The 21,524-nt window shown below is 28.4% G+C and carries 22 protein-coding genes; 1 reads left to right on the top strand and 21 read right to left on the bottom strand.

Annotated features, from left to right (window positions below):
- Positions 1 to 74: 74 nt before the first annotated feature.
- Positions 75 to 1,106 carry a hypothetical protein gene (locus BUB01_RS10970; RefSeq protein WP_072987287.1) on the bottom strand — a complete coding sequence of 344 codons (1,032 nt, stop codon included), beginning with the start codon at positions 1,104 to 1,106 and terminating at the stop codon, positions 75 to 77.
- A gap of 10 nt (positions 1,107 to 1,116) precedes the next feature.
- Positions 1,117 to 1,935: a diaminopimelate epimerase gene (gene dapF, locus BUB01_RS10975; RefSeq protein WP_072987290.1), complete on the bottom strand. Its 819-nt coding sequence runs from the start codon at positions 1,933 to 1,935 to the stop codon at positions 1,117 to 1,119.
- 135 nt (positions 1,936 to 2,070) lie between these two features.
- On the opposite strand from dapF, the gene BUB01_RS10980 reads away from it, so the two are divergent.
- A complete protein-coding gene (locus tag BUB01_RS10980) occupies positions 2,071 to 3,786 on the top strand; it encodes an Rqc2 family fibronectin-binding protein (protein WP_072987293.1) in 1,716 nt (571 codons plus the stop codon).
- 47 nt (positions 3,787 to 3,833) lie between these two features.
- Here the strand turns inward: BUB01_RS10980 and BUB01_RS10985 are convergent, their stop codons facing one another.
- The 19 genes from BUB01_RS10985 to BUB01_RS11075 form a co-directional block, all read right to left on the bottom strand.
- Complete coding sequence (locus tag BUB01_RS10985) at positions 3,834 to 4,958, bottom strand: THUMP domain-containing class I SAM-dependent RNA methyltransferase (RefSeq protein WP_072987295.1); 1,125 nt, start codon at positions 4,956 to 4,958, stop codon at positions 3,834 to 3,836.
- A gap of 23 nt (positions 4,959 to 4,981) precedes the next feature.
- Positions 4,982 to 5,518: a bifunctional pyr operon transcriptional regulator/uracil phosphoribosyltransferase PyrR gene (pyrR, locus tag BUB01_RS10990; protein ID WP_072987298.1), complete on the bottom strand. Its 537-nt coding sequence runs from the start codon at positions 5,516 to 5,518 to the stop codon at positions 4,982 to 4,984.
- A gap of 24 nt (positions 5,519 to 5,542) precedes the next feature.
- Positions 5,543 to 6,454 (bottom strand): RluA family pseudouridine synthase, encoded by a 912-nt coding sequence (locus BUB01_RS10995; protein WP_072987302.1) that lies wholly within the window; start codon positions 6,452 to 6,454, stop codon positions 5,543 to 5,545.
- 121 nt (positions 6,455 to 6,575) lie between these two features.
- Positions 6,576 to 7,184, bottom strand: a complete 609-nt coding sequence (locus tag BUB01_RS11000; RefSeq protein WP_072987304.1) for a TraR/DksA C4-type zinc finger protein — start codon at positions 7,182 to 7,184, stop codon at positions 6,576 to 6,578.
- Between the two features lie 64 nt (positions 7,185 to 7,248).
- The gene (gene aroF, locus BUB01_RS11005; protein WP_072987308.1) at positions 7,249 to 8,043 is read right to left on the bottom strand and encodes a 3-deoxy-7-phosphoheptulonate synthase; all 795 of its coding nucleotides are present in this window, start codon (positions 8,041 to 8,043) and stop codon (positions 7,249 to 7,251) included.
- Positions 8,044 to 8,282: 239 nt separating this feature from the next.
- A complete protein-coding gene (locus tag BUB01_RS11010; RefSeq protein ID WP_072987310.1) occupies positions 8,283 to 8,885 on the bottom strand; it encodes a DivIVA domain-containing protein in 603 nt (200 codons plus the stop codon).
- 13 nt (positions 8,886 to 8,898) lie between these two features.
- A complete protein-coding gene (locus BUB01_RS11015; protein WP_072987593.1) occupies positions 8,899 to 9,636 on the bottom strand; it encodes a YlmH/Sll1252 family protein in 738 nt (245 codons plus the stop codon).
- Positions 9,637 to 9,659: 23 nt separating this feature from the next.
- A complete protein-coding gene (locus BUB01_RS11020) occupies positions 9,660 to 9,929 on the bottom strand; it encodes a YggT family protein (protein ID WP_072987313.1) in 270 nt (89 codons plus the stop codon).
- 7 nt (positions 9,930 to 9,936) lie between these two features.
- Positions 9,937 to 10,389, bottom strand: a complete 453-nt coding sequence (locus tag BUB01_RS11025) for a cell division protein SepF (protein WP_072987318.1) — start codon at positions 10,387 to 10,389, stop codon at positions 9,937 to 9,939.
- Between the two features lie 39 nt (positions 10,390 to 10,428).
- A complete protein-coding gene (locus tag BUB01_RS11030) occupies positions 10,429 to 11,082 on the bottom strand; it encodes a YggS family pyridoxal phosphate-dependent enzyme (RefSeq protein ID WP_072987321.1) in 654 nt (217 codons plus the stop codon).
- 167 nt (positions 11,083 to 11,249) lie between these two features.
- Positions 11,250 to 11,984, bottom strand: coding sequence for a DUF881 domain-containing protein (locus BUB01_RS11035; protein WP_072987323.1), 735 nt, complete (start codon positions 11,982 to 11,984; stop codon positions 11,250 to 11,252).
- Positions 11,985 to 11,995: 11 nt separating this feature from the next.
- A complete protein-coding gene (locus BUB01_RS11040) occupies positions 11,996 to 12,334 on the bottom strand; it encodes a small basic family protein (RefSeq protein WP_072987326.1) in 339 nt (112 codons plus the stop codon).
- Between the two features lie 12 nt (positions 12,335 to 12,346).
- Positions 12,347 to 13,057, bottom strand: coding sequence for a DUF881 domain-containing protein (locus BUB01_RS11045; RefSeq protein ID WP_072987329.1), 711 nt, complete (start codon positions 13,055 to 13,057; stop codon positions 12,347 to 12,349).
- Positions 13,058 to 13,072: 15 nt separating this feature from the next.
- Positions 13,073 to 13,828 (bottom strand): cell division protein FtsQ/DivIB, encoded by a 756-nt coding sequence (locus BUB01_RS11050; RefSeq protein ID WP_072987332.1) that lies wholly within the window; start codon positions 13,826 to 13,828, stop codon positions 13,073 to 13,075.
- 375 nt (positions 13,829 to 14,203) lie between these two features.
- Positions 14,204 to 15,316 carry a stage V sporulation protein E gene (spoVE, locus tag BUB01_RS11055; RefSeq protein ID WP_072987335.1) on the bottom strand — a complete coding sequence of 371 codons (1,113 nt, stop codon included), beginning with the start codon at positions 15,314 to 15,316 and terminating at the stop codon, positions 14,204 to 14,206.
- Positions 15,317 to 15,337: 21 nt separating this feature from the next.
- Positions 15,338 to 16,318: a phospho-N-acetylmuramoyl-pentapeptide-transferase gene (gene mraY, locus BUB01_RS11060; protein ID WP_072987338.1), complete on the bottom strand. Its 981-nt coding sequence runs from the start codon at positions 16,316 to 16,318 to the stop codon at positions 15,338 to 15,340.
- 45 nt (positions 16,319 to 16,363) lie between these two features.
- Positions 16,364 to 17,731: a UDP-N-acetylmuramoyl-tripeptide--D-alanyl-D-alanine ligase gene (locus BUB01_RS11065; RefSeq protein WP_072987342.1), complete on the bottom strand. Its 1,368-nt coding sequence runs from the start codon at positions 17,729 to 17,731 to the stop codon at positions 16,364 to 16,366.
- 13 nt (positions 17,732 to 17,744) lie between these two features.
- Complete coding sequence (locus tag BUB01_RS11070; RefSeq protein ID WP_072987345.1) at positions 17,745 to 19,196, bottom strand: UDP-N-acetylmuramoyl-L-alanyl-D-glutamate--2,6-diaminopimelate ligase; 1,452 nt, start codon at positions 19,194 to 19,196, stop codon at positions 17,745 to 17,747.
- Between the two features lie 95 nt (positions 19,197 to 19,291).
- The gene (locus tag BUB01_RS11075) at positions 19,292 to 21,484 is read right to left on the bottom strand and encodes a stage V sporulation protein D (protein ID WP_072987347.1); all 2,193 of its coding nucleotides are present in this window, start codon (positions 21,482 to 21,484) and stop codon (positions 19,292 to 19,294) included.
- Positions 21,485 to 21,524: the final 40 nt, after the last annotated feature.

Here is a 21,524-nt window from a genome sequence, read left to right on the forward strand (position 1 = left end):
TCCCATCAAAACCACCTCCACCTTATATGATATCCACATTTTACAATATTAAACAAATAAAAAAGTCCAATAAATTAATATTTATCGGACTTTTTTATTATTCTATATTTACCATCATTATTTGATATGATATTAGTAGATTTATCTAACAAATTATATTCAAACAAATTATTTTTTTCTTGATTTTTATCATATCCTTCAAAAACTATTCTTTCATTTACCTGTATAATATTGCTATCATCACTAATACCTCTTGGAAAATCATAAACTAATCTATTTACTTTATTATCTTTTATACCATATAAACTGAATAAATTATTTTTTAAACTTCCTATCATAAAAATTTGATCTTTATATTCTAATATATCTTTAATTTTCGTTATATCTTTTGATACAATATACTCTTTAGAATTATTTATATTATATTTAAAAGTAACCTTTTCATCATTAAAATTAGATAATAAATATATAAAACATTCTTCACTTATAGGCTTTATATATGTAATAAAGCCGTTATTTATCCCTTTTATAAGGTTAACCTCTTTAGTTTCTATATTATACCTGTAAATACCACTAACTTTCTCTGTTTTACTTGCCCCATAAAAAATTAAATTTGAATCATTTATAAATTCTATCAAATTTCCAGATATAGCTATATCCATATCTATTTTACTAGTTTTTGAAGTTAATAAATCCAATATTCCATACTCGTATTCATCATCTTTAGATTTCAATTTATATATAGCTTTTGAAGCTTCTTTATTAAAATTGAAATATTCTAACTCTCCTATAAAACTTGTTTTATACACCTTATTACCCTTATAAAGTATTATATCTTCTCCATTTTTACTATTGATTGCAGTTACTAAAGTATCTTTATTAAAGCATAAGATTTCTTCATCAGTAATAGCTAGTTCTTTCGCTTTTAACTTATGATTATCTATTGTATAAAAAGACTTTGAATTCTCGTCTAAAATTAAAGTTTCTTCCATTGAAAATTTAGCCTTACTTACCTCTGGCTCCACATTACCTTTTTTATCATTACACCCAATAAAAATTAAAGTTAAACTTACTACTATAAAAAATATACACCTCTTTTTTAACATCTTGACCTCGCTATATATAACTTATTCCATCACAAATAAATTCAGCATCTCCTATCATATAAACTCCCTCTTCTTTTAGTTCTACTTGAAGTCTACCACCTGGTACTATTACTGTAACACTATCATCTATCAATCCTAACCTATTTGCAATCACTACTGATGCACAATTTCCTGTACCACACCCTAATGTAGGTCCTGCTCCTCGCTCCCATGTCCTAACCTTTATATTTTTTCTATCTATCACTTTACAAAAATTAACATTAGTTCCTTCAGGAAAAGCTTCGTATTTTTCAATCCTTCCACCTATGTTTATATCCATTTCTTGATCTTCAATTAGCACTGTATGAGGTACCCCCATCCTAACTGAACTTATTATAAAAGATTCCTCACCTATTAAAATTTGTTTGTTAATTATTTCACCTTCGTTTATAGATGGTATCTTAGCTGGATTATAGTCCTCTTTACCCATAAATATTTTTATTTTTTCAACCTTATCATCTTTAATCGTTAAATCAGCTTCTTTTATTCCATCACCAGTCATTATGCTTATTATATGTTTCTTTACTATATTTCTTTCATAAACATATTTTGCAAAACATCTTATTCCATTACCACACATTGAAGCATATGATCCATCTGAATTTATAATAATCATTTCTATATCAGCTTTACTATTGTTTCTTACTATAAGTATCCCATCTGCACCTATTCCAAATTTTCTATTACATAGCCTTTTAGAAACTTCACTTTCTCTCCCTATTAAATTACCACTAAGGTCCTCTATAACTAAAAAATCATTTCCATTTCCTTGCATCTTTGAAAATTTCATTATTACACCCCTATTCAATTATTGTTGATAAACTTTCCTTTAAAGGCAACTCCAAATAACTAACTAGTTATTTATTTTATGATGCCTAAATGTTATACTATCATTAGTTTAACATATTTGAAAGGAAAGATATATATGGCATTTGACGGTATCTACTTATATAGTTTAATACAAGAATTAAAAAGTTCAATGATTAATTTAAAAATAGATAAAATTAATCAGCCTGAAAAGGATGAAGTCATTCTCACTCTAAGAGGACGTGAGCAAAAAAAACTCCTTATTTCAGCTAGTTCCAATTGTCCTAGAATACACTTTTCTACTTATCAAAAAGAAAATCCTAAGCAAGCACCTATGTTTTGCATGGTTTTAAGAAAATATCTAATAGGTGGTAAAATACTAGATATAAGGCAACTTGATACAGATAGAGTATTATGTATTGACATAGAATGCAACGACGAATTAGGTTTTCAAAGTATGTATAGCTTAATCGTTGAAATAATGGGACGTCATAGTAATATAAGCTTAGTTAGACAACGTGATAATAAGGTTATGGAATCTATAAAGCATATAAGCTTTGATGTAAATAGCTATAGAGTACTTTATCCTGGGGTTAATTATGTTTTCCCTCCAAAATCATCAAAATTAAATCCATTTAATACAACATCACAAGATATTTCATCTATAATACTTGAAAATAATCTTGGCTTTGATGATAACATTTTTTCAAAACTCTTTACAGGTATAGCCAAACCTTTATCAAAAGAATTATTTTTATTAGCTACAGCTAAAAATATTACTTTAAATGAAAATACTATTTTAGATTTTACAATAAATACTTTGAATTCACTCCTTAATAATAAGGATCACGTTATATATTTAGATAATGGAATATTTAAAGACTTTAGCTTCTTTAATTTAATTAGTTTAAAAGAATATGAAACATTACATTTTGATTCACATTCTGAACTATTAGATATCTATTACGTAAATAAAGACAAACAAGAACGTTTAAGTAATAGAGGTCAAGAACTTCACAGGCTTTTGCACACAAACATAGAGAGATGTAAAAAGAAAATTTCAATTTTAGAATCTACTTTAAAGGATTGTGAAGAAAAAGATTCTATAAAACTTAAAGGAGAACTCTTAACTTCTTATATTTATAGTATTAATGCTGGATCTAAAAGCGTAGAACTACTTAATTACTATAGTGATACGGAAGAATATATAACTATAAGCTTAGATGAGAATAAATCTCCTTCTGAAAATGTTCAAAACTATTTCAAAAAATATAATAAATTAAAAAAATCAGAAGAAAATGCTATAGCTCAACTAGCCCTTGCAAATGAAGAACTTGAATATTTAAATTCCGTAGACTCTAATTTAAACAATGTAGAAACTTATACTGATATTGAAGATATAAAATCTGAACTTATGGATTCTGGTTATATTAAGTTTAAGAAAAATCCTAAAAATAAAAATAAACCATCTAAGCCAATGCACTTTATTTCTTCTGATGGTATAGATATTTATGTGGGAAAAAATAATATTCAAAATGATTTTCTAACTTTAAAGTTTGCAAGTAAAACAGATGTATGGTTACATGCTAAAAACATGCCTGGTTCACATGTTATAATAAAAACAACTGATGTACCAGAACAGACCTTAGAAGAGGCAGCTACATTAGCCGCTTTCTATAGTAAGGGGAAAAATTCTTCAAAAGTGCCTATTGACTATACTGCTGTTAAAAATGTTAAAAAACCTTCTGGCGCTAAACCTGGTATGGTAATTTATTATACTAACAAAACAATATATGCTGAGCCAAAAGAATTAGACCTAAAAAAATTAAAATAAAAGATAAGGCTATAATAGTAAAAAACACTATTATAGCCTTGCTATTTTTATTTTAATTCATTATCTAAGTATTGATAGTAGTAACATAGAAGTCTACCGTTATATAGTTTTCTATTTTTAGTAGCTTTTCTACCAAATAAGTTTTGGAAACTTTCAGCTGCAGTTAAAATATTAAAGTCCCAAGTGTCTAACTCTTTTTTAACTTTTCCCATTCTTCTATTAAGTGCCTCTACTGCTGATTTCTCTCCAATTCTTTCACCATAAGGTGGGTTAGTTATTATGTAACCATATTTCTTTTTAGATGAAAATTCGTTGAAGTCTAACTTTTGGAAATCTATATACTCTCTTACCTTTGCTTTTTCAGCATTTCTTCTTGCAGTTTTTAATACCCAATCATTTATATCAAAGCCGATTAACTGCATATCTGGCTTTTTAATAGATTTTTCTGCCCCCTCTCTAACTTGTTTAAAAACTTCCTCATCCATTGATGGCCAAGTTTCACAAACAAAGTTTCTATGAAGTCCTGGTGCTATATTAGCTCCTATTAAAGCAGCTTCTATAAGTATAGTTCCTGACCCACAAAATGGATCTACTAAAAATCTATCTTCTTTCCATTTTGAAAGTAAAACCATAGATGCAGCTAGCGTTTCTTTAAGCGGCGCTTCTCCTGAATTTTCCCTATAACCTCTTTTATGAAGACCTTGTCCTGATGTATCTATAGTTAAAGTAACTACATCTTTTAGTATAGCAACTTCTATTTTATAAGTTGGTCCATCTTCTGGAAACCATGTAGTATTATAAGTTCTTTGCATACTTTTAACTATGGCTTTTTTAACTATTGATTGACAATCTGGAACACTATATAGGGTTGATTTAACTGATTTTCCATTTACATGCATAAATCCATTTTGAGGTATATATTTTCCCCAATCTACTTCTTCAGTACCCTTAAAAAGCTCTTCAAAACTTGTAGCCTTAAACTCAGCAACTTTTATAAGTACTCTCTCTGCTGTTCTAAGCCATATATTTGAAATGGCTATATCCATTTCATCCCCTTGAAAAGATACTCTACCATTTTCTAATTTTAAATCTTCATATCCTAAACTTTTTAACTCTTTTGCTGTTATTGCTTCTATTCCAAATGTTGTAGTAGCAATTAAATCATATTCCATTTAAATTCTCCTTTAATTTCAATTTAATTCTCATATATTTTGACTGAATCTTCTTCATCTATTTCAAGTATTTGAACCTTAACAATCTCATCCCTAGATGTAGGTACATTCTTTCCTACAAAATCTGCTCTTATAGGAAGTTCCTTATGCCCCCTATCTACTAATACAGCAAGTTGTATTCCACTTGGTCTTCCAGTATCTATTACAGCATCTATAGCTGCTCTTACTGTCCTACCCGTAAATAATACATCATCAACTAAAATTACTTTTTTCCCTTTTATAGGTGTTTCTATATCTGTACTATTTATATTTGGCATTTCACTTATGTTTGATAAATCATCTCTATAAAGAGTTATATCTACACTTCCAACTGGTATTTTTATACCTTCTATTTTTTCTATTTGATTTGCTATCCTTTGTGCAAGTGGATATCCCCTTCTTTTTATACCTACTAATATTATATCTTCTACCCCTTTATTCTTTTCTATAATTTCATGGGATATTCTAACCAAACTTCTATTTATAGCTTTTTCATCCATAAGTAATGCTTTTAATTTCATAAATTACCCCTCCAAATCCTTTTTTTAAATTTTTCTTAACTTTTCTAATAATCTTTTAAAGTTTTCTGGTAGTTCTGAATCAAATTCAATATATTCATTAGTTTTAGGATGTATAAAACCTAATGTCTTAGCATGAAGTACTTGACCTGTTTGAGCCATCTTTTGCTTTTTAAGACCATATACAGTATCTCCAACAAGCGGATGCCCTATAAAGCTCATATGAACCCTTATTTGGTGTGTTCTACCTGTTTCTAATCTACATTTAACTAAACTATAACCACCATAAACCTCTAATACCTCATAATGAGTCACTGCATGTTTTCCTTCTTTAACAACTGCAAATTTAAGCCTATCATTTACATGTCGCCCTATAGGTGCATTTATCACCCCACCCTCTTTTTTTATTCGTCCTTCTACCAACGCATAATATTCTCTCTTTATACTGTGTTCTTTAAATTGGGCTGCTAAATGGTTGTGAGCATTATCATTCTTTGCCACAACCAAAACACCTGATGTATCTTTATCTATTCTATGAACTATACCTGGCCTTATAACTCCATTTATACCCGATAAATCCTTGCAATGATATAGAAGTGCATTTACTAATGTACCATTATAATTCCCAGGTGCGGGGTGTACCACCATCCCCTGTGGTTTATTTATAACTACAACATCCTCATCTTCATAAATTATATTAAGTGGTATATCCTCTGGCTCAACTCTAAGCTCTTCAGCCTCAGGTATGTCCACCTCTATTTTATCTCCCACTTTTACTTTGTATTTACTTTTTACAAACTTATCATTAACCTTTATGCTTTCATTTTCAAAAAGTCCTTGTATAAAATTTCTAGATAATTTTTCTATTTTTAAAGTTAATAACTTATCTATTCTTTGCGCCTCTTCACTTTGTTGTACTTCTAGTAAAATTTTTTCCATAAATCAACTTCCTTTTTTATATTAAACTTACTAAGGCATATTCCAGAAAATACTGAAATAGTATGATAATATATTTAATTCATTATTTTCTTTCATATGCCTAATTTATAGCTTAGAATTTTTAGTCTGGTAACTGATTTTTATATACCTCGTTACTTATTTTTTCAATCTCTTCTACATATTCATCATCATCATAATAATATTCTTCTACACCATACACATTGTTAACATTCTTTTGTGATGTATATGGGACATCTTCATCTATCCCCAATTTACTACCACCAACTCTATTAAATCCCATTTTAAAAGGTTTTTCTATACTACTTTCTTCTGTTGGTCTTTCTTTAGAATGAAATGTTTCCACTTCACTAATCGCATTTTGACAATTTATACAATTTTCTGCATATGGTAAAAAATCTAGTCTTTCCTTTGCTATTTGAGCTCCACACTTTTTACATATTCCATATGTTCCATTTTCTATTTCCTTTAATGAATTATCTACTTTATATAATAAATTTTTTTCATTATTATATAAAGCTCTTCCCTTTTCTATATCAAATGTTTCAGTAGCTATATCAGATGGATGGTTATCATATAAAGAAAGTTCTGATGCTATTTCTACATTAGAATTTATTACTTCGTTTTTCTCCATCTGTTCAAGTAATTTCAAAACTCTATCTTTTTCCTTTAAAAGCTTATTTTTATAATTCAAAAGTTCTTTGTCTTGCATAAAAATCATCCTTTCAAAAATTGATACATACTTTATATTCTTTCAAAAGGACAATTTTTTATAACTATAATAATAAACTATTTATTTTATTTCCTGTATCTATTATTTCTTTCATAGTTTTTATATCTATTGTTTGAGCTGCATCAGAAATTGCATTATCAGGATTTACATGACTTTCTATTATAAGCCCATCAGCTCCACAAGCTATAGCTGCAAAAGAAGTTCTCTTCACTATATCTCTAATACCTGTTCCATGACTCGGATCTACTATTACTGGTAAATTATATACTTCCTTCATATATGCAACTGCATTTATATCTATTGTATTTCTAGTTATAGTCTCAAAACTTCTTATTCCTCTTTCACAAAATATTATTTTATTATTTCCTGCTTTAGCTATATACTCAGCTGCAAGTATCCATTCCCTAATAGTAGCACTCATACCTCTTTTAAGTATTATGGGGAGTTTAGTTTTTGCAACTTCATTGAGAAGTGTGTAATTATACATATTCCTTGTTCCTATTTGAATAACATCTATATGATTTACTGCTTTTTCGATATCTCTTATATCTAAAATTTCTGTTGAAACAGGTATATCAAATTCTTTTTTTATAGAACTAAGTATAGAAAGTCCATCATCTCCAATACCTTGAAAATCATGTGGAGATGTTCTAGGTTTATATATACCTCCTCTTAACATATTTACTCCAATTGCTTTTAGTTCTTTTGCTATTTCTCTCATAGAATCATAACTTTCCACAGAACACGGACCTGAAATATATATTTTTTCCTTACCTCCAAAATCAAAATTTCCTATATCAAACTGCCTTTTTGCATTTATTACATTTAATTCATCCATTATTAAAGTTCCTCTTTCCTACTACTTCATTAGTTTAGGCATATTCAGAAAAATAACAATTTAATATACTAGTATATTTAGTTCATTATTTTTCTGCATAAGCCTTAAATTGCTTTCAATTATATATAATAAGAAAAATTGCTAATAAAAGCAATATACTTTTAATATATATGTTCTAATTAATATTTATTGGAATTTATGTAATTATAAAAATCTCACTCATATGAGTGAGATTTTTATTATTTATTAGCAAAATAACTTTTTATTTCTTCTATTTCAGAGCTCTCTATATTTTCTTCAGGTAAATTAGCAAAATTGTTTTCATTGTTTGAATCAATATGTATACCTTTTTCTTGCATATCCTCTGGTTTCGCTATGTTAAAATGTTTTATGCATTCTCTTTCTAAATCATCAAAAGTTTCTAACTGAGTATTCATAAAATTCCTAAATTTAGCTCTAAATTTTACAAATTCTTGTTTTACTCTATCATATTCATCATTTATGTGAATAACATCATTATGGGCCTTATCTAAAATCTTCTGAGCTGTTTCATTTGCATTTTTGATTAACATATCAGATTCTTTTTGTGCTGTAGCTTTCGCTTGTTCCGCTGTATTTTGCGCAAGTAATAAAGTATTTTGTATTGTGCTTTCTATTTTAGCATAATGATCCACCTTTTCATTTAACGCTGTAAGTCTTTCTTTTAAAACTGAATTTTCCTTATAAAGTTCCTCATAATTTTCAACAATTTCATCTAAAAACTCATCTACTTCTTCAGCATTATATCCTCTTAATCCTCTTTTAAACTCTTTATTATTTATTTCCATCGGAGTTAGTTTCATATTATCACCTCTACTATGAATATTTTAATATTTCAATTTTTAATCGTCCACTTTTACTACTTCCTAAATATTCATTAACAATAAATTTTCCATAACCTCTTATTGTTATCTTATCCTTTAAACTTATATCCTTACTTTTTTCATTTTGTACATAATAATTAAGTAATACTTTTCCAGATTTCAACAATATCAATGCTTCACTTCTAGATACATTAGCTATGGAAGCAACTACTGCATCTAATCTTAAAGAATTTACATTTATCGTCTTTGCATCATACGAAACTTTAGGATAATCTTTTTCATTTTCAATTATATGTAGTTCACAATTTGAATTTCTAATTTTAATAAGATTATCTAATAGATAAGTTGTGACTTCCCTATGAGCTGATAAATAACATGTATTATCTTTAACTGTTAAATCTCCAATCCTATTTCTATTTATTCCCAAGGACATTATACTTCCTAAAAAATCTCTATGGTTTAATGTTATAAATTTGTTTTTCACAGTAATTTTTATTAAATCTAATGGAAAACACTCTTCATAGTTATTAAAAGCTATAATTCTTCTCTCAGCCTCTTCAAAAATACCATAGCTATCTATTTTGATAAAATTATCCGAAATATCTTCTAACACTTTCCATATGTCTGGAGTATATAATTCCTTAGTAAAAACTGTATACCCTTTTCCTCTTGCTATCTTAAATTTATCATATAATTTTGTAGCTTCTTCAAAACTTTCTTTTCTAAACATGGCTATAAATGAATTTTTATCCACTATATTATAAATACAAATAATATTCTTCTAATTAAAGATAACGCTATAAGTGCAAATATTGGTGATAAATCTATATTTAAGCCGTTTATATATTTGTTTTGAAGCTTTCTAAAAGGTTCTAAAATAGGGTCCGCAATATCTCTAACAAGTCTTACATACTTATTATTACTATCATAAGGATATATAAAAGAAAATATGCAATCAAGTAATATAACTAGTTCTATACAACTAAATAATAATCTAAAAAATAAAACTAATATATATATCACCTCCTAATTATTTAGACCAATTGAATAACCCCTTTGAACTTAATTCATTTTTAAGTTCATTTGTAACTTCAACATTTGAAGGTGATAAAATGTATACACCTTTTTCTATTTCTTGAAGCTCTCCTGATAACGCATAACATGAACCACTTATAAAGTCTAATAATCTTTGTGCTATTCTATTCTCTAAAGCTGTAGTATTTACAACAACTATTTTTCTATTTCTTAATGAATCACATATTTCTGTAGCATCTTCATACATAGTAGGTTTTGTTATCATTACCTTTGCAGAACTAGCAGTATGAATATTTACTACTTTTCCACTTCTTTTTGATGATAATACTGGCTCTATTTCTTCTTCTACTTCATTTCCAGTTACTTCTTCATCGTATTCTTCATAATCCTCTTCATAATCTTCAAAGCCAAAAATTTCTTTCATTTTATTAAACATTTTAGCAGCCATAATAAAATCCTCCTAATTTAATACTTTATTAACTTAATACTAATCTCTTTTCCCAAATATGCCTTGCCCTACACGAACCATATTGGCTCCTTCTTCTATAGCTATTTTATAATCATTACTCATTCCCATAGATAATATCTCCATAGTTATGTTTTTGAAGTTTTTTGCTTTCATATCACTCCATATTTTATACATTCTTTTAAAATATTCTCTATTAGAAACTTCATCTCCTTTAGGTAATATGGCCATTAATCCCTTAACTTTTACGAAACTACACTTTTCTACCTCTTCTATTAAAGAAATTAATTCTTCTTCTAATATTCCATATTTATTTTCTTCTCTACCTATATTTATCTGTATTAGAACATCAGCTATTATATCTTTATTCTTGTAGTTTTTTTCTAATTCATTAAGTAATTTAACACTATCTAGTGAATGAATAAGGTTAACCTTACCTACAATATATTTTACCTTGTTTGTTTGTAAATGTCCAATAAAATGCCATTTTACATCTTTATGAAATTTATCATATTTATCCTGTAATTCTTGAACCTTATTTTCTCCAAAATCCCTGATTCCTGCTTCATATGCTTCCTGAAGCATTTCTATAGGTTTATATTTGGATACAGCAACAAGTTTAACATCTTTTGGTATACTCTTTTCAATATTAATTAAATTATTTTTTATATCCACTAGCTAAATACCTCTTTTCTCTTATGTCTACGATAGTATATATTCTTCATAAAAACTAAAATTCCTTCACAAACTTTAATTAAATATTAAAAATATTAAAAATAACTAAAAACCTCTTCAATATAACCTGATATAAAATATCATCATGTTTTTTATATTTTCTCTGATTATTTTTGAAATATTATATTATTAAAATCAATCTTTCCCTTATAAGCCTCTAACTTAATGTCATCATGTGTCTCTATTTCTACACTTATACCCCTAAGTATAAGTGATTTCAAATGACTTCCAGCTGCTAAAAGAGCATTTTTTAAAAATTCTGGTTCTCCTATAACATCAATGTAATATGGTTCTGGAGATCTAGTAGTTTTATTAAAGCGTACAAATGCCCCATAACAAATTATTTCTGAGTTAAACATAAGTCTTTCATTATTTATAGCAATAGCCTCTCCACGTGCCACGCGGATATCATTCATAATTAATAATAAATCATTATCATGAACCAATTTAAGCGCTTGTTCTTCATCATTATCTGTATTTGCAGAACCAATCTTCTGTTCACTATCACTAATTATTATTCTTATTCCTTTTCCATGAGCTGCACCTAATCCTGTAAGAGCTTTATTTTCTTCCAATTCTCTATTTATAGCTTTTACTAAATTTTCTTCCTTTTTAGTAGAATAATTATATTCATTTATTTTATTGCTTATATTCTTATTATTTTCTCTAAGTTTAGCTATATCATTATACAAGCTATTTTTCTTCTTAACAGCCTCTTGATATTCTTTTGCACTTAGTTGAGATTTTGGAGCAGAAGGCTTCAAGCTTATATTAAATGAAATAAGAAGGCCTATTATAATTGAAGCTATAAATACAAAAAGTGATACCTCTTTGTTTTTCATAAAAACACCTCTTAACGTGACTTAGCTTTTTCTATTAGTAATCTTCTTATTATAGCAAAATTATCAAATATTCTGCTACCAAAAACAATTACAGCTGCAAAATGTATTGGTATTCCAAGTTTATCTCCTAAATACGCAAGTCCTGCTGCAAGTGCTGCATTTCCAAAAAAACCGGATATAAAAATATCAGCTTGAAAACTCTTAGATAAACTTGCTCTAACAGCTCCAAATACTGAATCTAAACAAGCTAATATTGCAACTGACATATATGGAGAAAACTTTTCTGGTATATTAATTTTCCAAATTGCTCCTATTAATATTCCTATTAATAAACCTATAAACGCTATCATCTAATCACCTCTTTATTGAACTGGTTTTATAAATTCTGAAACTAAATTTTGATTACTCTTTTTTATTAACATATCATCTTTATTTTTTATCTCATAGGAATAATTACCCAAATTCAATTGGCTCATATACCCTGGAAAAGTAATTTGCTTTTTGAGATTAACTTGATTGCCTATAGCTTTAATCTCTAAAGAACCTGTCGGAGAAATAGGATCATTATTTCCTATCCATATTTTATCTCCAGCTGCACTAACCACTCCAGTTTGAGGAGTTATTCTATAATCATTTATCGATATAGCTTCAGCACCTGCAAAATTTAGAATATTTATTAAATAAATAATTTCAAATTCACTAAGCTTAGGTTTTTCTGATAACATATTATTTTTAGGCGTAAGAGTTAAAATTATTCCTTTGCCTTTAACATCTTCAGTACCAAGCATCATTCTAGTTTTATCCAATTCATTTTTTGTTTCTTGATTAACATCACCTCTAGCTGCTGCTGCTTGCTCTATCTTCTTTAAATTTTCAGTTAAACTTTCGTTTTTACTTATTAAAGATTCTTTTTCTTTTCTCAAATTTTCATTTTCTGCTATGATATCGCTTTTATCAAAATTATCCACTGTAGCTTTCTCTTTGCTGTTCAATAATTTAAATTGATATGCTAATAAAAAACCTAATAAAGCACACACCAATGCCACAGCTATCTGTGAAGTTATTTTCTTCATTTAAACCACTCCATTCTATTCAACCTTAAAGACAGGATTCCCATCAAAACTAACATCTATATAACCCTTTTTACCATTCAAATTTTGATCTGTTATTATGTTTATTGCATAATTAAGTTTATTCTTTAAATTTTCATCATTTCCTATGCTTATTATTATGTCCCCTACTGTTAACTTTAACTCCTGAGTTTTAGTTATATCGAAAGATTTAAATTTAACATTACTTGTATTTTGTTTTAAAAGTTCTGCTAAGCTATTAGCTACTTTTTGCTTCTTTGATTCTTTTGTTATTATAGAGCCTATATCTTTATTATCTATATTTAAACCACTTATTTCTGTAACATCTAACCCATCTATAGAAGATAGCCTTTCCATAATCCTAAGTTCTTCATTTAATACTAAAAATCCTTCTCCATCTTTTACAAAAAAGCTAGGCTTTCTTTCTTCTACTGCTACTATAATTTTATTCGGGTAAGATTTTTCAATTTCTACCTCTTTTATATATGGATTTAATAATATAGTTTCTTTTATAGATTTAAGATCTAGATAAAATATATTTTTATTTAAAACAGTATCTAATTTTATTATTTTGTTTTTATCTACACTTTTATTTCCTTGTATTTCTAAATTTTTAATATTAAATATGGGTGCTTTAAACAAAATTAATACTAATATTGCAGCTATAAGAATTATTGAAAGTATAGCCTTTTTCACCCTTTTTTTTCTTTTCTTACTTTTAATGTATTCATTTATATTCAAGTCTTTATTCATATTAATCTCCAAATTAAATTATGTAAATTATTCTACATATATAATACCATTTATACTAATTTATTTCACCATATTTTATTAAATTTAATTTTTTTGTAATATATAAAAGAACGTTATGAACTATAGGTTTCTTTTCTTACCTCTACTGATTTAACTTATAAAAATTATATATACATTGTAATATGCTTGCCCAAAACTAAATTTGCGTTACCTTTATTTTGTGTTTAGCAATATAATATAAATATAAATATAAATGTAAATGTAAAATTACAACGTATATATTATTAATTATAACTTAAAATATTAAAATCAACTTTATCGCTATAACAAATTTTATAACTTCTCATACACTTAAAAAAAGGCGTTTATACGCCTTTAAAATTCTTTTTTGTTAGTTTGCCTTGATATATTAAGAAGCACTCCAACAGCCATCATATTCATAACCAAAGCTGACCCACCATAACTTATAAACGGAAGTGGAACTCCTGTAACCGGCATTGACCCTGTTACAACGGCTACATTTATAATTACTTGAACTGCTATTACTGAAGTAATACCTATAGCAAGTAGTGTTCCAAATTCATCTTTAGCATTCATAGCCACTCTTATACCTCTAAATATAAAAATTATAAACAAAATTATAATTAATACACAACCAACAAGACCCAACTCTTCTCCTATTATTGAAAAAATAAAGTCATTATGAGGCTCTGGCATATACAACGTTTTTTGTCTTGACTTCCCTATTCCAAGTCCTGTTATTCCACCAGCACCTAATGCATAAAATGATTGCACCAATTGATACCCTTCCTTATCTGCTGTCTTCCAAGGATCTATAAAGTTTAAAAGTCTAGCTCTTCTATAAGGAGTGCTTAATGTAAAAAATGATGCTGCTGCTATAAGCGCTGGTGTTACAATTCCAAATAAATGAAATTTTTTCCCTCCTGCTACAAAAAGCATTATCATTGTAACTATCATTATAATTGTGGCTATACTTAGATTCTTTTCTAATAGTATTATACCTGCATAAAAACCAGATATGCAAAGATAGGGTACAATTCCCTTCCAAAAGTCTTTAACTTTCTCGCCATTTCTAGAGAGACTGCTAGCTAAAAATAAAACTACAACATATTTTACAAGATCTGAAGGTTGAAAACTAAGTGGTCCTAGTCTTATCCATCTAGTTGCACCTTTTGCATCCTTAAAAAAGAAAGTAGCAATCAGAAGCGGTATACATATAAGCAATAATGTGTTCGTCCATTTTCTAATTTTATGATAATCATACCTCATCATAAAAAACATAGCTCCAAGACCTATTATCGCATAAACGAATTGTTTTTTTAAATACGCCATATTATCATGTTCCATAAACATAGCCCAGTAAGAACTAGCACTATAAACCATAACAACTCCAATAGCTAAAAGTAAAAATACAGTATAAAATATGCCATAATCTATTTGCCCCATTTTAGGCTTTACTTTTTTCATTCCCTACCCTCCATATAATTACTAAATAGACATAAAACCGATAAAACATAGTAAAACTGTAATAACTGAAAATATTGATACTATTTTTACTTCACTCCATCCTAACTGTTCAAAATGATGATGTATCGGAGCCATTTTAAATACTCTTTTACCTGTAAGTTTAAATGAAGTAACTTGAATTATAACTGATAAAGCTTCTATAACATAAATCAAACCTATTATTGCCACTAAAATAGGCATTTTTAAAAGTAATGCTACAGCTCCTACCGCTCCCCCTAATGCTAATGATCCTGTATCTCCCATAAATACTTTCGCTGGAAAAGCATTAAATCTTAAGAATCCAAGTAATGCGCCTGATAATGCAACACAGAAAGTTGCTAACGTATATTCTCCTGCTCTAAAACTTACTATAGCTAAAAATGTCATTACTAAAACAGTTACTGATGTTGCTAATCCATCTAATCCATCTGTTAAATTTACAGCATTTGTAGTTGCCGCAAAATAAAATATAACGCATGGTATATAAAAAGCACCTACATCAAATAAATATGAAGTATCAGAAGAAAATGGTATTTTTATTTGAGTTCCTAATGTATTTTTAGCATAAATAGCCAATATTGTTGAGACTATAAGTAATAACACCATTTTTTGCCATGCCCTTAGACCCAGATTATTTTTATGTATTATCTTAAGTATATCATCTAAAAATCCTATAAATCCAAATGCTATAAATGCATATAATGCTACCATTGATTTATCTGAAAAATCTCTTACCATTATTAACATTGTAAGCATTGTAGCTACTATAAATATCACTCCTCCTATAGTAGGAGTTCCAGCCTTCTTCAAATGACTTTTAGGTCCATCTTCTCTAATATTTTGTCCAAACTTTAATCTTCTAAGCATTGGTATAAGTGCTGGCCCTATTGCTGTAGCTATTAAAAAACTTACTACTACTGCTATTATCATTGTTGGATTTATTAAATTCACTATTTTATCCATATTATATCGCTACTAAATTTCATTTAAGTAGCCTTCACCTCCAAATTATAAATTAAATTTTTCTAATTCTTTTGTAATCTCTTCAAATTTCATGCTTCTAGATGCCTTTATTAAAATAACATCTCCTTTTTTTATAAAAGATTTTAAATCTTTTATAAGTTCTTTTTTAGATTCGTAAACCTTAGCCTCTTCACCAAATCCAATTTTGGCAAACTTAGTGAACTCTCCAACCAATAACATTTTATCAATTCCATTAATCTTTGCATATTCACCAATTTCTCTATGTGCATTTTCTGATTCATGTCCTAACTCTTTCATAGTTCCTATTATTGCTATATTTCTTTTACCATTAAGAGCTTTTTGAACATCTATAGATGATTTTACTGAAGCTGGACTTGAGTTATAGCAATCATTTATTAAAGTAAAATCCTTTAACTTTATAATATCTAATCTCATAGATGTAGCCTCTAAATTCAAAAGACCTTTTTGCATATTTTCATAACTTACTTTAAGTTCTTTTGCTATAGCAATTGCTAATAGTAAATTTTGAATATTATGTTTCCCTGGTAAATTCAAATCAAAATTCACAACATCATTCTCATCATTTATTTTAAATTTAGAACTATTTTCAAATAAATTTATTTCACTTGCAAATATATTATTTTCTTCACTTATTCCTGTTTTTATTATTCTATATGAATCTGTCGTAACCTTAGCTAACATATCATCATCACCATTCAAAACTAATAGATTATTTTTTTCAAAGTAATCAACTATTTCTAGTTTCGCCTTTAAAATATTATCTTTAGTCTTCAAATTCTCTATATGAGATATGCCAATATTAGTAATTGCTGCTATATCTGGAGTTGCTACTCTAGCAAGATTGTGTATCTCTAAAAGGTTACTCATCCCCATTTCAAGCACAGCTATATCATAGCTAGAATCTAATTCCAATATCATAAGTGGCATACCTATCTCATTGTTGAAGTTTCCCTTAGTCTTAAAAACTTTATAATCTTCACTTAATACTGCTGCTATTAAATCCTTGGTTGAAGTTTTTCCTGTAGATCCAGTAATTCCTACTACTTTAATATCAAGTTTATTTCTATAATATTTTGCAAGATCTAATAAAGCTTCTCTAGTATTATTAACCAAGATTATATTTATTTCATCATTTAAAGTTTTCTCATCATAAAGTTTTTCGTCTATTATAGCTACTATCGCACCTTTTTCTGATGCTTCATTTATATACGTATTTCCGTTGAAGTTTTCACCTTTAAGAGCTATAAACACACTACCTTTTTCTATTTTTCTAGTATCTGTTGATACTCTTAAAAACTTTTCACTATTTCCTTTTCTTATTACTTCACCTTTAACTGCTTCAACAATTTCTTTAAAAGTCAATTCTAGCATATAACTTTCACCTCTATTTATTTAAAATTTCGTACACAACTTCTCTTTCATCAAAATGTATAGTACCTGTATTTAGTATTTGATAAGTTTCATGACCCTTACCTGCAATTAAAATAACATCACCATTTTTAGCTATATCTAAGGCATGTTCTATAGCCATATATCTATTTTCTATAACTTCACAATTTTTCTTTTCAATGCCTTTTAAAATATCATTTATTATAGCAATAGGTTCTTCACTCCTTGGGTTATCTGATGTAACTATAGCTATGTCTGATAAATCACTTGCTATTTTCCCCATAATAGGTCTTTTAACTGTATCTCTATCTCCTCCACAACCAAATACAGTTATAACTCTATTTTTAGTACAAGCTCTTACTGTATTTATTATATTCTCTAACCCATCAGGACTATGTGCATAATCAATAATTATTTCGTATGGAAGGTTCAAATCTGTAGCTACCCTTTCACATCTCCCTGGAACAATAGATCTTTCCAAACCACTTTTTATAGCTTCAATAGATATCCCCATTTTATAACAACTTATTATAGCACCTAAAGAATTATAAACATTATATAACCCTGGTATATTTACTTTAAATTCACTCTGCACATTATTTAAAACTATTTTAAATTCTGACCCTTTTTCAGTAGTTTTAATCTCTTTTGCTGTAAAATCCGAAATTTTATTAGTTGCTATTGTATATATATCACTTGCTTTTTGCTGTTTTAAATCATTTAAAACCCTAATTCCATACTCATCATCTATATTTATAATCTTAGTACAAGTCCTCTCAAATAATTTAAATTTAGCCTTATAATAATTTTCAAATGTCTTATGGAAATCCAAATGATCTCTTGTAAGATTTGTAAATATAGCTGACTCAAATTGAACTCCATATACTCTATCAAGCTCCAAAGAGTGAGACGATACTTCCATAACACAATATTTAACTTCCTCATTTACCATATCATAAAACAATTTTTGAAGCTCCAAGGATTCTGGTGTAGTCCTTTCAGTTTTTATAGGTTTATTACCTATATAATTTGCAATAGTGCCTATTAATCCAACTTTATGACCAGCTTGTTCCAAAATACTCTTTATCATAAATGCTGTTGTCGTTTTACCATTGGTTCCTGTAATTCCTATTATATTAAGCTTATTAGCTGGATTATTATAATAATTAGCTCCCATAATAGCTAAAGCTTTTCTACTATCTTTAACCTTTATTACGTTAACTTCTGCATCTATTTCTACTAACTCTTCCACTATTATAGATGTTGCTCCATTTTTTATAGCTCCATCTATATATTTATGCCCATCTGATACAAAACCTTTTATGCAAACAAAAACATCTCCACTAGAAACTTTTCTATTATCATAGCAAATATTATTAATTTCTATTTCAGAGTTGCCTTTTATCACTTCAAAGTCTATACCTTTAAGTAAATTTTTTAATATCATGTCAATCACTCCTTAAATCATATGCTACAAAACTTTAGTAAATTACTAACAAAACACTAGCATGCGGAAAAATCCACATGCTTGTGCTTAAAATTTTAATCATCCAAATCTGTATCTAACTTACATTTAACTTCAGTATCCTTAGAAATAACTTCATTTGGCTCTGAACTCATTTCCTCAATTAAACCTTCACCTTCAAAGCTAGCTTTTATGCCAAGCTTATTAAATATTTTTATAGCGCCCTCTTTTGTATAACCTATAACATCTGGCACAACTACCTCTTTATTATAGGTCGCTGTAGCCCCTGTGTAAAGATTTATCTTAGCCCCTTCTTTAACTGTGCATCCTGGTTTTGGCGTAATATCATTTATATATTCGCCCTCACCCTGAATTTCAAAATTTAGTTTAAGGTCTTTTAATATCTTCTTGACTTCATTAACATTCTTGCCTCTAACTTCAGGTATTAATACATCATTTCCTAATGATTTATTTACTTCATCCTTAACGCTATCTGGATCTAAATAATTAAAAATATCTGTAAATAATATTTTAGCTGCTGGTGTTGTTACAAGACCTGCATAATATTCTCCATTGCTTGGTTCGTCTATAGATACCATAACTGTAACCTTTGGATCATCACAAGGAGCCATTCCCATGAAAGATGAAATATACTTTCCTGGAGCATAAACTCCATTTATAACTTTCTGAGCAGTTCCTGTTTTACCAGCTATATGATATCCATCTATAAATGTTCTTTTAGCTGATCCTTCAGTAACAACTCTTTCTAGATAAGTTCTTAACAACCTAGTTTTTTCCTCACTTACTACCCTTTCAGTTTTAGGATTAAATGCATAATCTAAAATTCTTTTACCATTATCATCTGCATGAGATATATCCTTCATTACATGAGGTTGTATAAGCGTACCTCCATTAGCTATAGCATTAAAAGCAGTCATAAACTGAACAGGATTAACAGTATTAGTTTGTCCAAATGCTATTGTTGCTAAATCTACATCGGTTATATTTTCTGTTTTCTTTACAATTCCTTTTGCTTCTCCAGGCAAGTCTACACCTGAAACTTTTCCAAGTCCAAATTTTTTAATATACGCATTCAATTTTTCTTTACCCATAGCTTTTCCAAGCTCTACAAAACCTACATTACATGAATTTTTAATTATATCTGGAAAAGGCTGAGTTCCATGCCCTGTTCTTTTCCAACATTTAATTGTTCTATTTAAAACCTTTATACTTCCACCACAATTATATTTCTCAGAACCACCTCCAATACCTTCTTCCATCGCTCCTATAGAGGTTATTACCTTAAATATAGATCCTGGCTCAAAAGTATCGGAAACGCATCTGTTTCTCCACATTTTTTGTATTTTATCTTTTGCCGTAGAACCTTCAAAATTTTCTGCTCCCTCATATGGTTTATTAGGATTAAAATCTGGCTTATTTGCCATAGCTAATACTTCACCAGTTTTAGGATTCATAACTATAACAGAAACCGCTTTTGCCTTATTATCGTTCAAAGCAATCTCAGCCGCTTTTTCAGCAAATCCTTGTATTTTTTCATCTACAGTCAAAGTAACATCTTTTCCATCTACTGGCCTTGTAAACCTTGATATCGTATATGGTAATTCTTCACTTCTTCTATCTATTTCAGTCAATCTAAGTCCTGGTGTTCCTGAAAGAGCCTTATCATAAACATATTCTACCCCACCAAGTCCCTTACCATCAGAATTGGTGGTACCAAGTACTTGCGCTAAAAAGTTATTATTAGGATAATACCTTTTTGTATCAGGCGATATCAATACTCCATTAATTTTTAATTCTTTTACTTTATCGGCATCTTCTTTTTCTATTCTTCTTACAAGTGTAGCTGCCCCCGCATTAGCTCCTGATGGCAACTTAAATTCTAATTTTTTAAGCACTTCTGGTTTATCAATTCCAACTGCTTTAGAAATCTTATTAGCTATTTCATCTGTATTGGTATTGTTTTTTTGACAATATGATCTTATGGCATTTAAATCAAAGTCTATTCTATAAACATTAGCGCTAACTGCTAATTCTTTATTATTTCGATCTAGGATTCTCCCTCTTCTAGCATCTATTTTTACTTCACTTGTCCACTGATCAGCTGCCATTTTAGCATATTCTGTGCTTTTAAATATCATTATATATGATAATCTTAAAGTTAGTATAAACAAGGTGATTATGAGACAACAAATAACAATATACATTCTTCTTTTAATAGTAGATTTATCTCTATAAATCCGTTCTTTCACCAATTACCCCTCCATCGGCATTGCTATGGGAACCTAAAAA

The organism is Clostridium cavendishii DSM 21758, assembly GCF_900141845.1.
GTDB classification, from domain to species: Bacteria; Bacillota; Clostridia; order Clostridiales; family Clostridiaceae; genus Clostridium_AG; species Clostridium_AG cavendishii.

Coding starts and splice junctions, on each gene's coding strand:
- BUB01_RS10970 (WP_072987287.1), bottom strand. CDS start 1,106: ATGTTAAAAAAGAGGTGTATATTTTTTATAGTAGTAAGTTTAACTTTA.
- dapF (WP_072987290.1), bottom strand. CDS start 1,935: ATGAAATTTTCAAAGATGCAAGGAAATGGAAATGATTTTTTAGTTATA.
- BUB01_RS10980 (WP_072987293.1), top strand. CDS start 2,071: ATGGCATTTGACGGTATCTACTTATATAGTTTAATACAAGAATTAAAA.
- BUB01_RS10985 (WP_072987295.1), bottom strand. CDS start 4,958: ATGGAATATGATTTAATTGCTACTACAACATTTGGAATAGAAGCAATA.
- pyrR (WP_072987298.1), bottom strand. CDS start 5,518: ATGAAATTAAAAGCATTACTTATGGATGAAAAAGCTATAAATAGAAGT.
- BUB01_RS10995 (WP_072987302.1), bottom strand. CDS start 6,454: ATGGAAAAAATTTTACTAGAAGTACAACAAAGTGAAGAGGCGCAAAGA.
- BUB01_RS11000 (WP_072987304.1), bottom strand. CDS start 7,184: ATGCAAGACAAAGAACTTTTGAATTATAAAAATAAGCTTTTAAAGGAA.
- aroF (WP_072987308.1), bottom strand. CDS start 8,043: ATGGATGAATTAAATGTAATAAATGCAAAAAGGCAGTTTGATATAGGA.
- BUB01_RS11010 (WP_072987310.1), bottom strand. CDS start 8,885: ATGAAACTAACTCCGATGGAAATAAATAATAAAGAGTTTAAAAGAGGA.
- BUB01_RS11015 (WP_072987593.1), bottom strand. CDS start 9,636: ATGTTTAGAAAAGAAAGTTTTGAAGAAGCTACAAAATTATATGATAAA.
- BUB01_RS11025 (WP_072987318.1), bottom strand. CDS start 10,389: ATGGCTGCTAAAATGTTTAATAAAATGAAAGAAATTTTTGGCTTTGAA.
- BUB01_RS11035 (WP_072987323.1), bottom strand. CDS start 11,984: ATGAAAAACAAAGAGGTATCACTTTTTGTATTTATAGCTTCAATTATA.
- BUB01_RS11040 (WP_072987326.1), bottom strand. CDS start 12,334: ATGATAGCGTTTATAGGTTTATTAATAGGAATATTAATAGGAGCAATT.
- BUB01_RS11045 (WP_072987329.1), bottom strand. CDS start 13,057: ATGAAGAAAATAACTTCACAGATAGCTGTGGCATTGGTGTGTGCTTTA.
- BUB01_RS11050 (WP_072987332.1), bottom strand. CDS start 13,828: ATGAATAAAGACTTGAATATAAATGAATACATTAAAAGTAAGAAAAGA.
- spoVE (WP_072987335.1), bottom strand. CDS start 15,316: ATGAAAAAAGTAAAGCCTAAAATGGGGCAAATAGATTATGGCATATTT.
- mraY (WP_072987338.1), bottom strand. CDS start 16,318: ATGGATAAAATAGTGAATTTAATAAATCCAACAATGATAATAGCAGTA.
- BUB01_RS11065 (WP_072987342.1), bottom strand. CDS start 17,731: ATGCTAGAATTGACTTTTAAAGAAATTGTTGAAGCAGTTAAAGGTGAA.
- BUB01_RS11070 (WP_072987345.1), bottom strand. CDS start 19,196: ATGATATTAAAAAATTTACTTAAAGGTATAGACTTTGAAGTGATAAAA.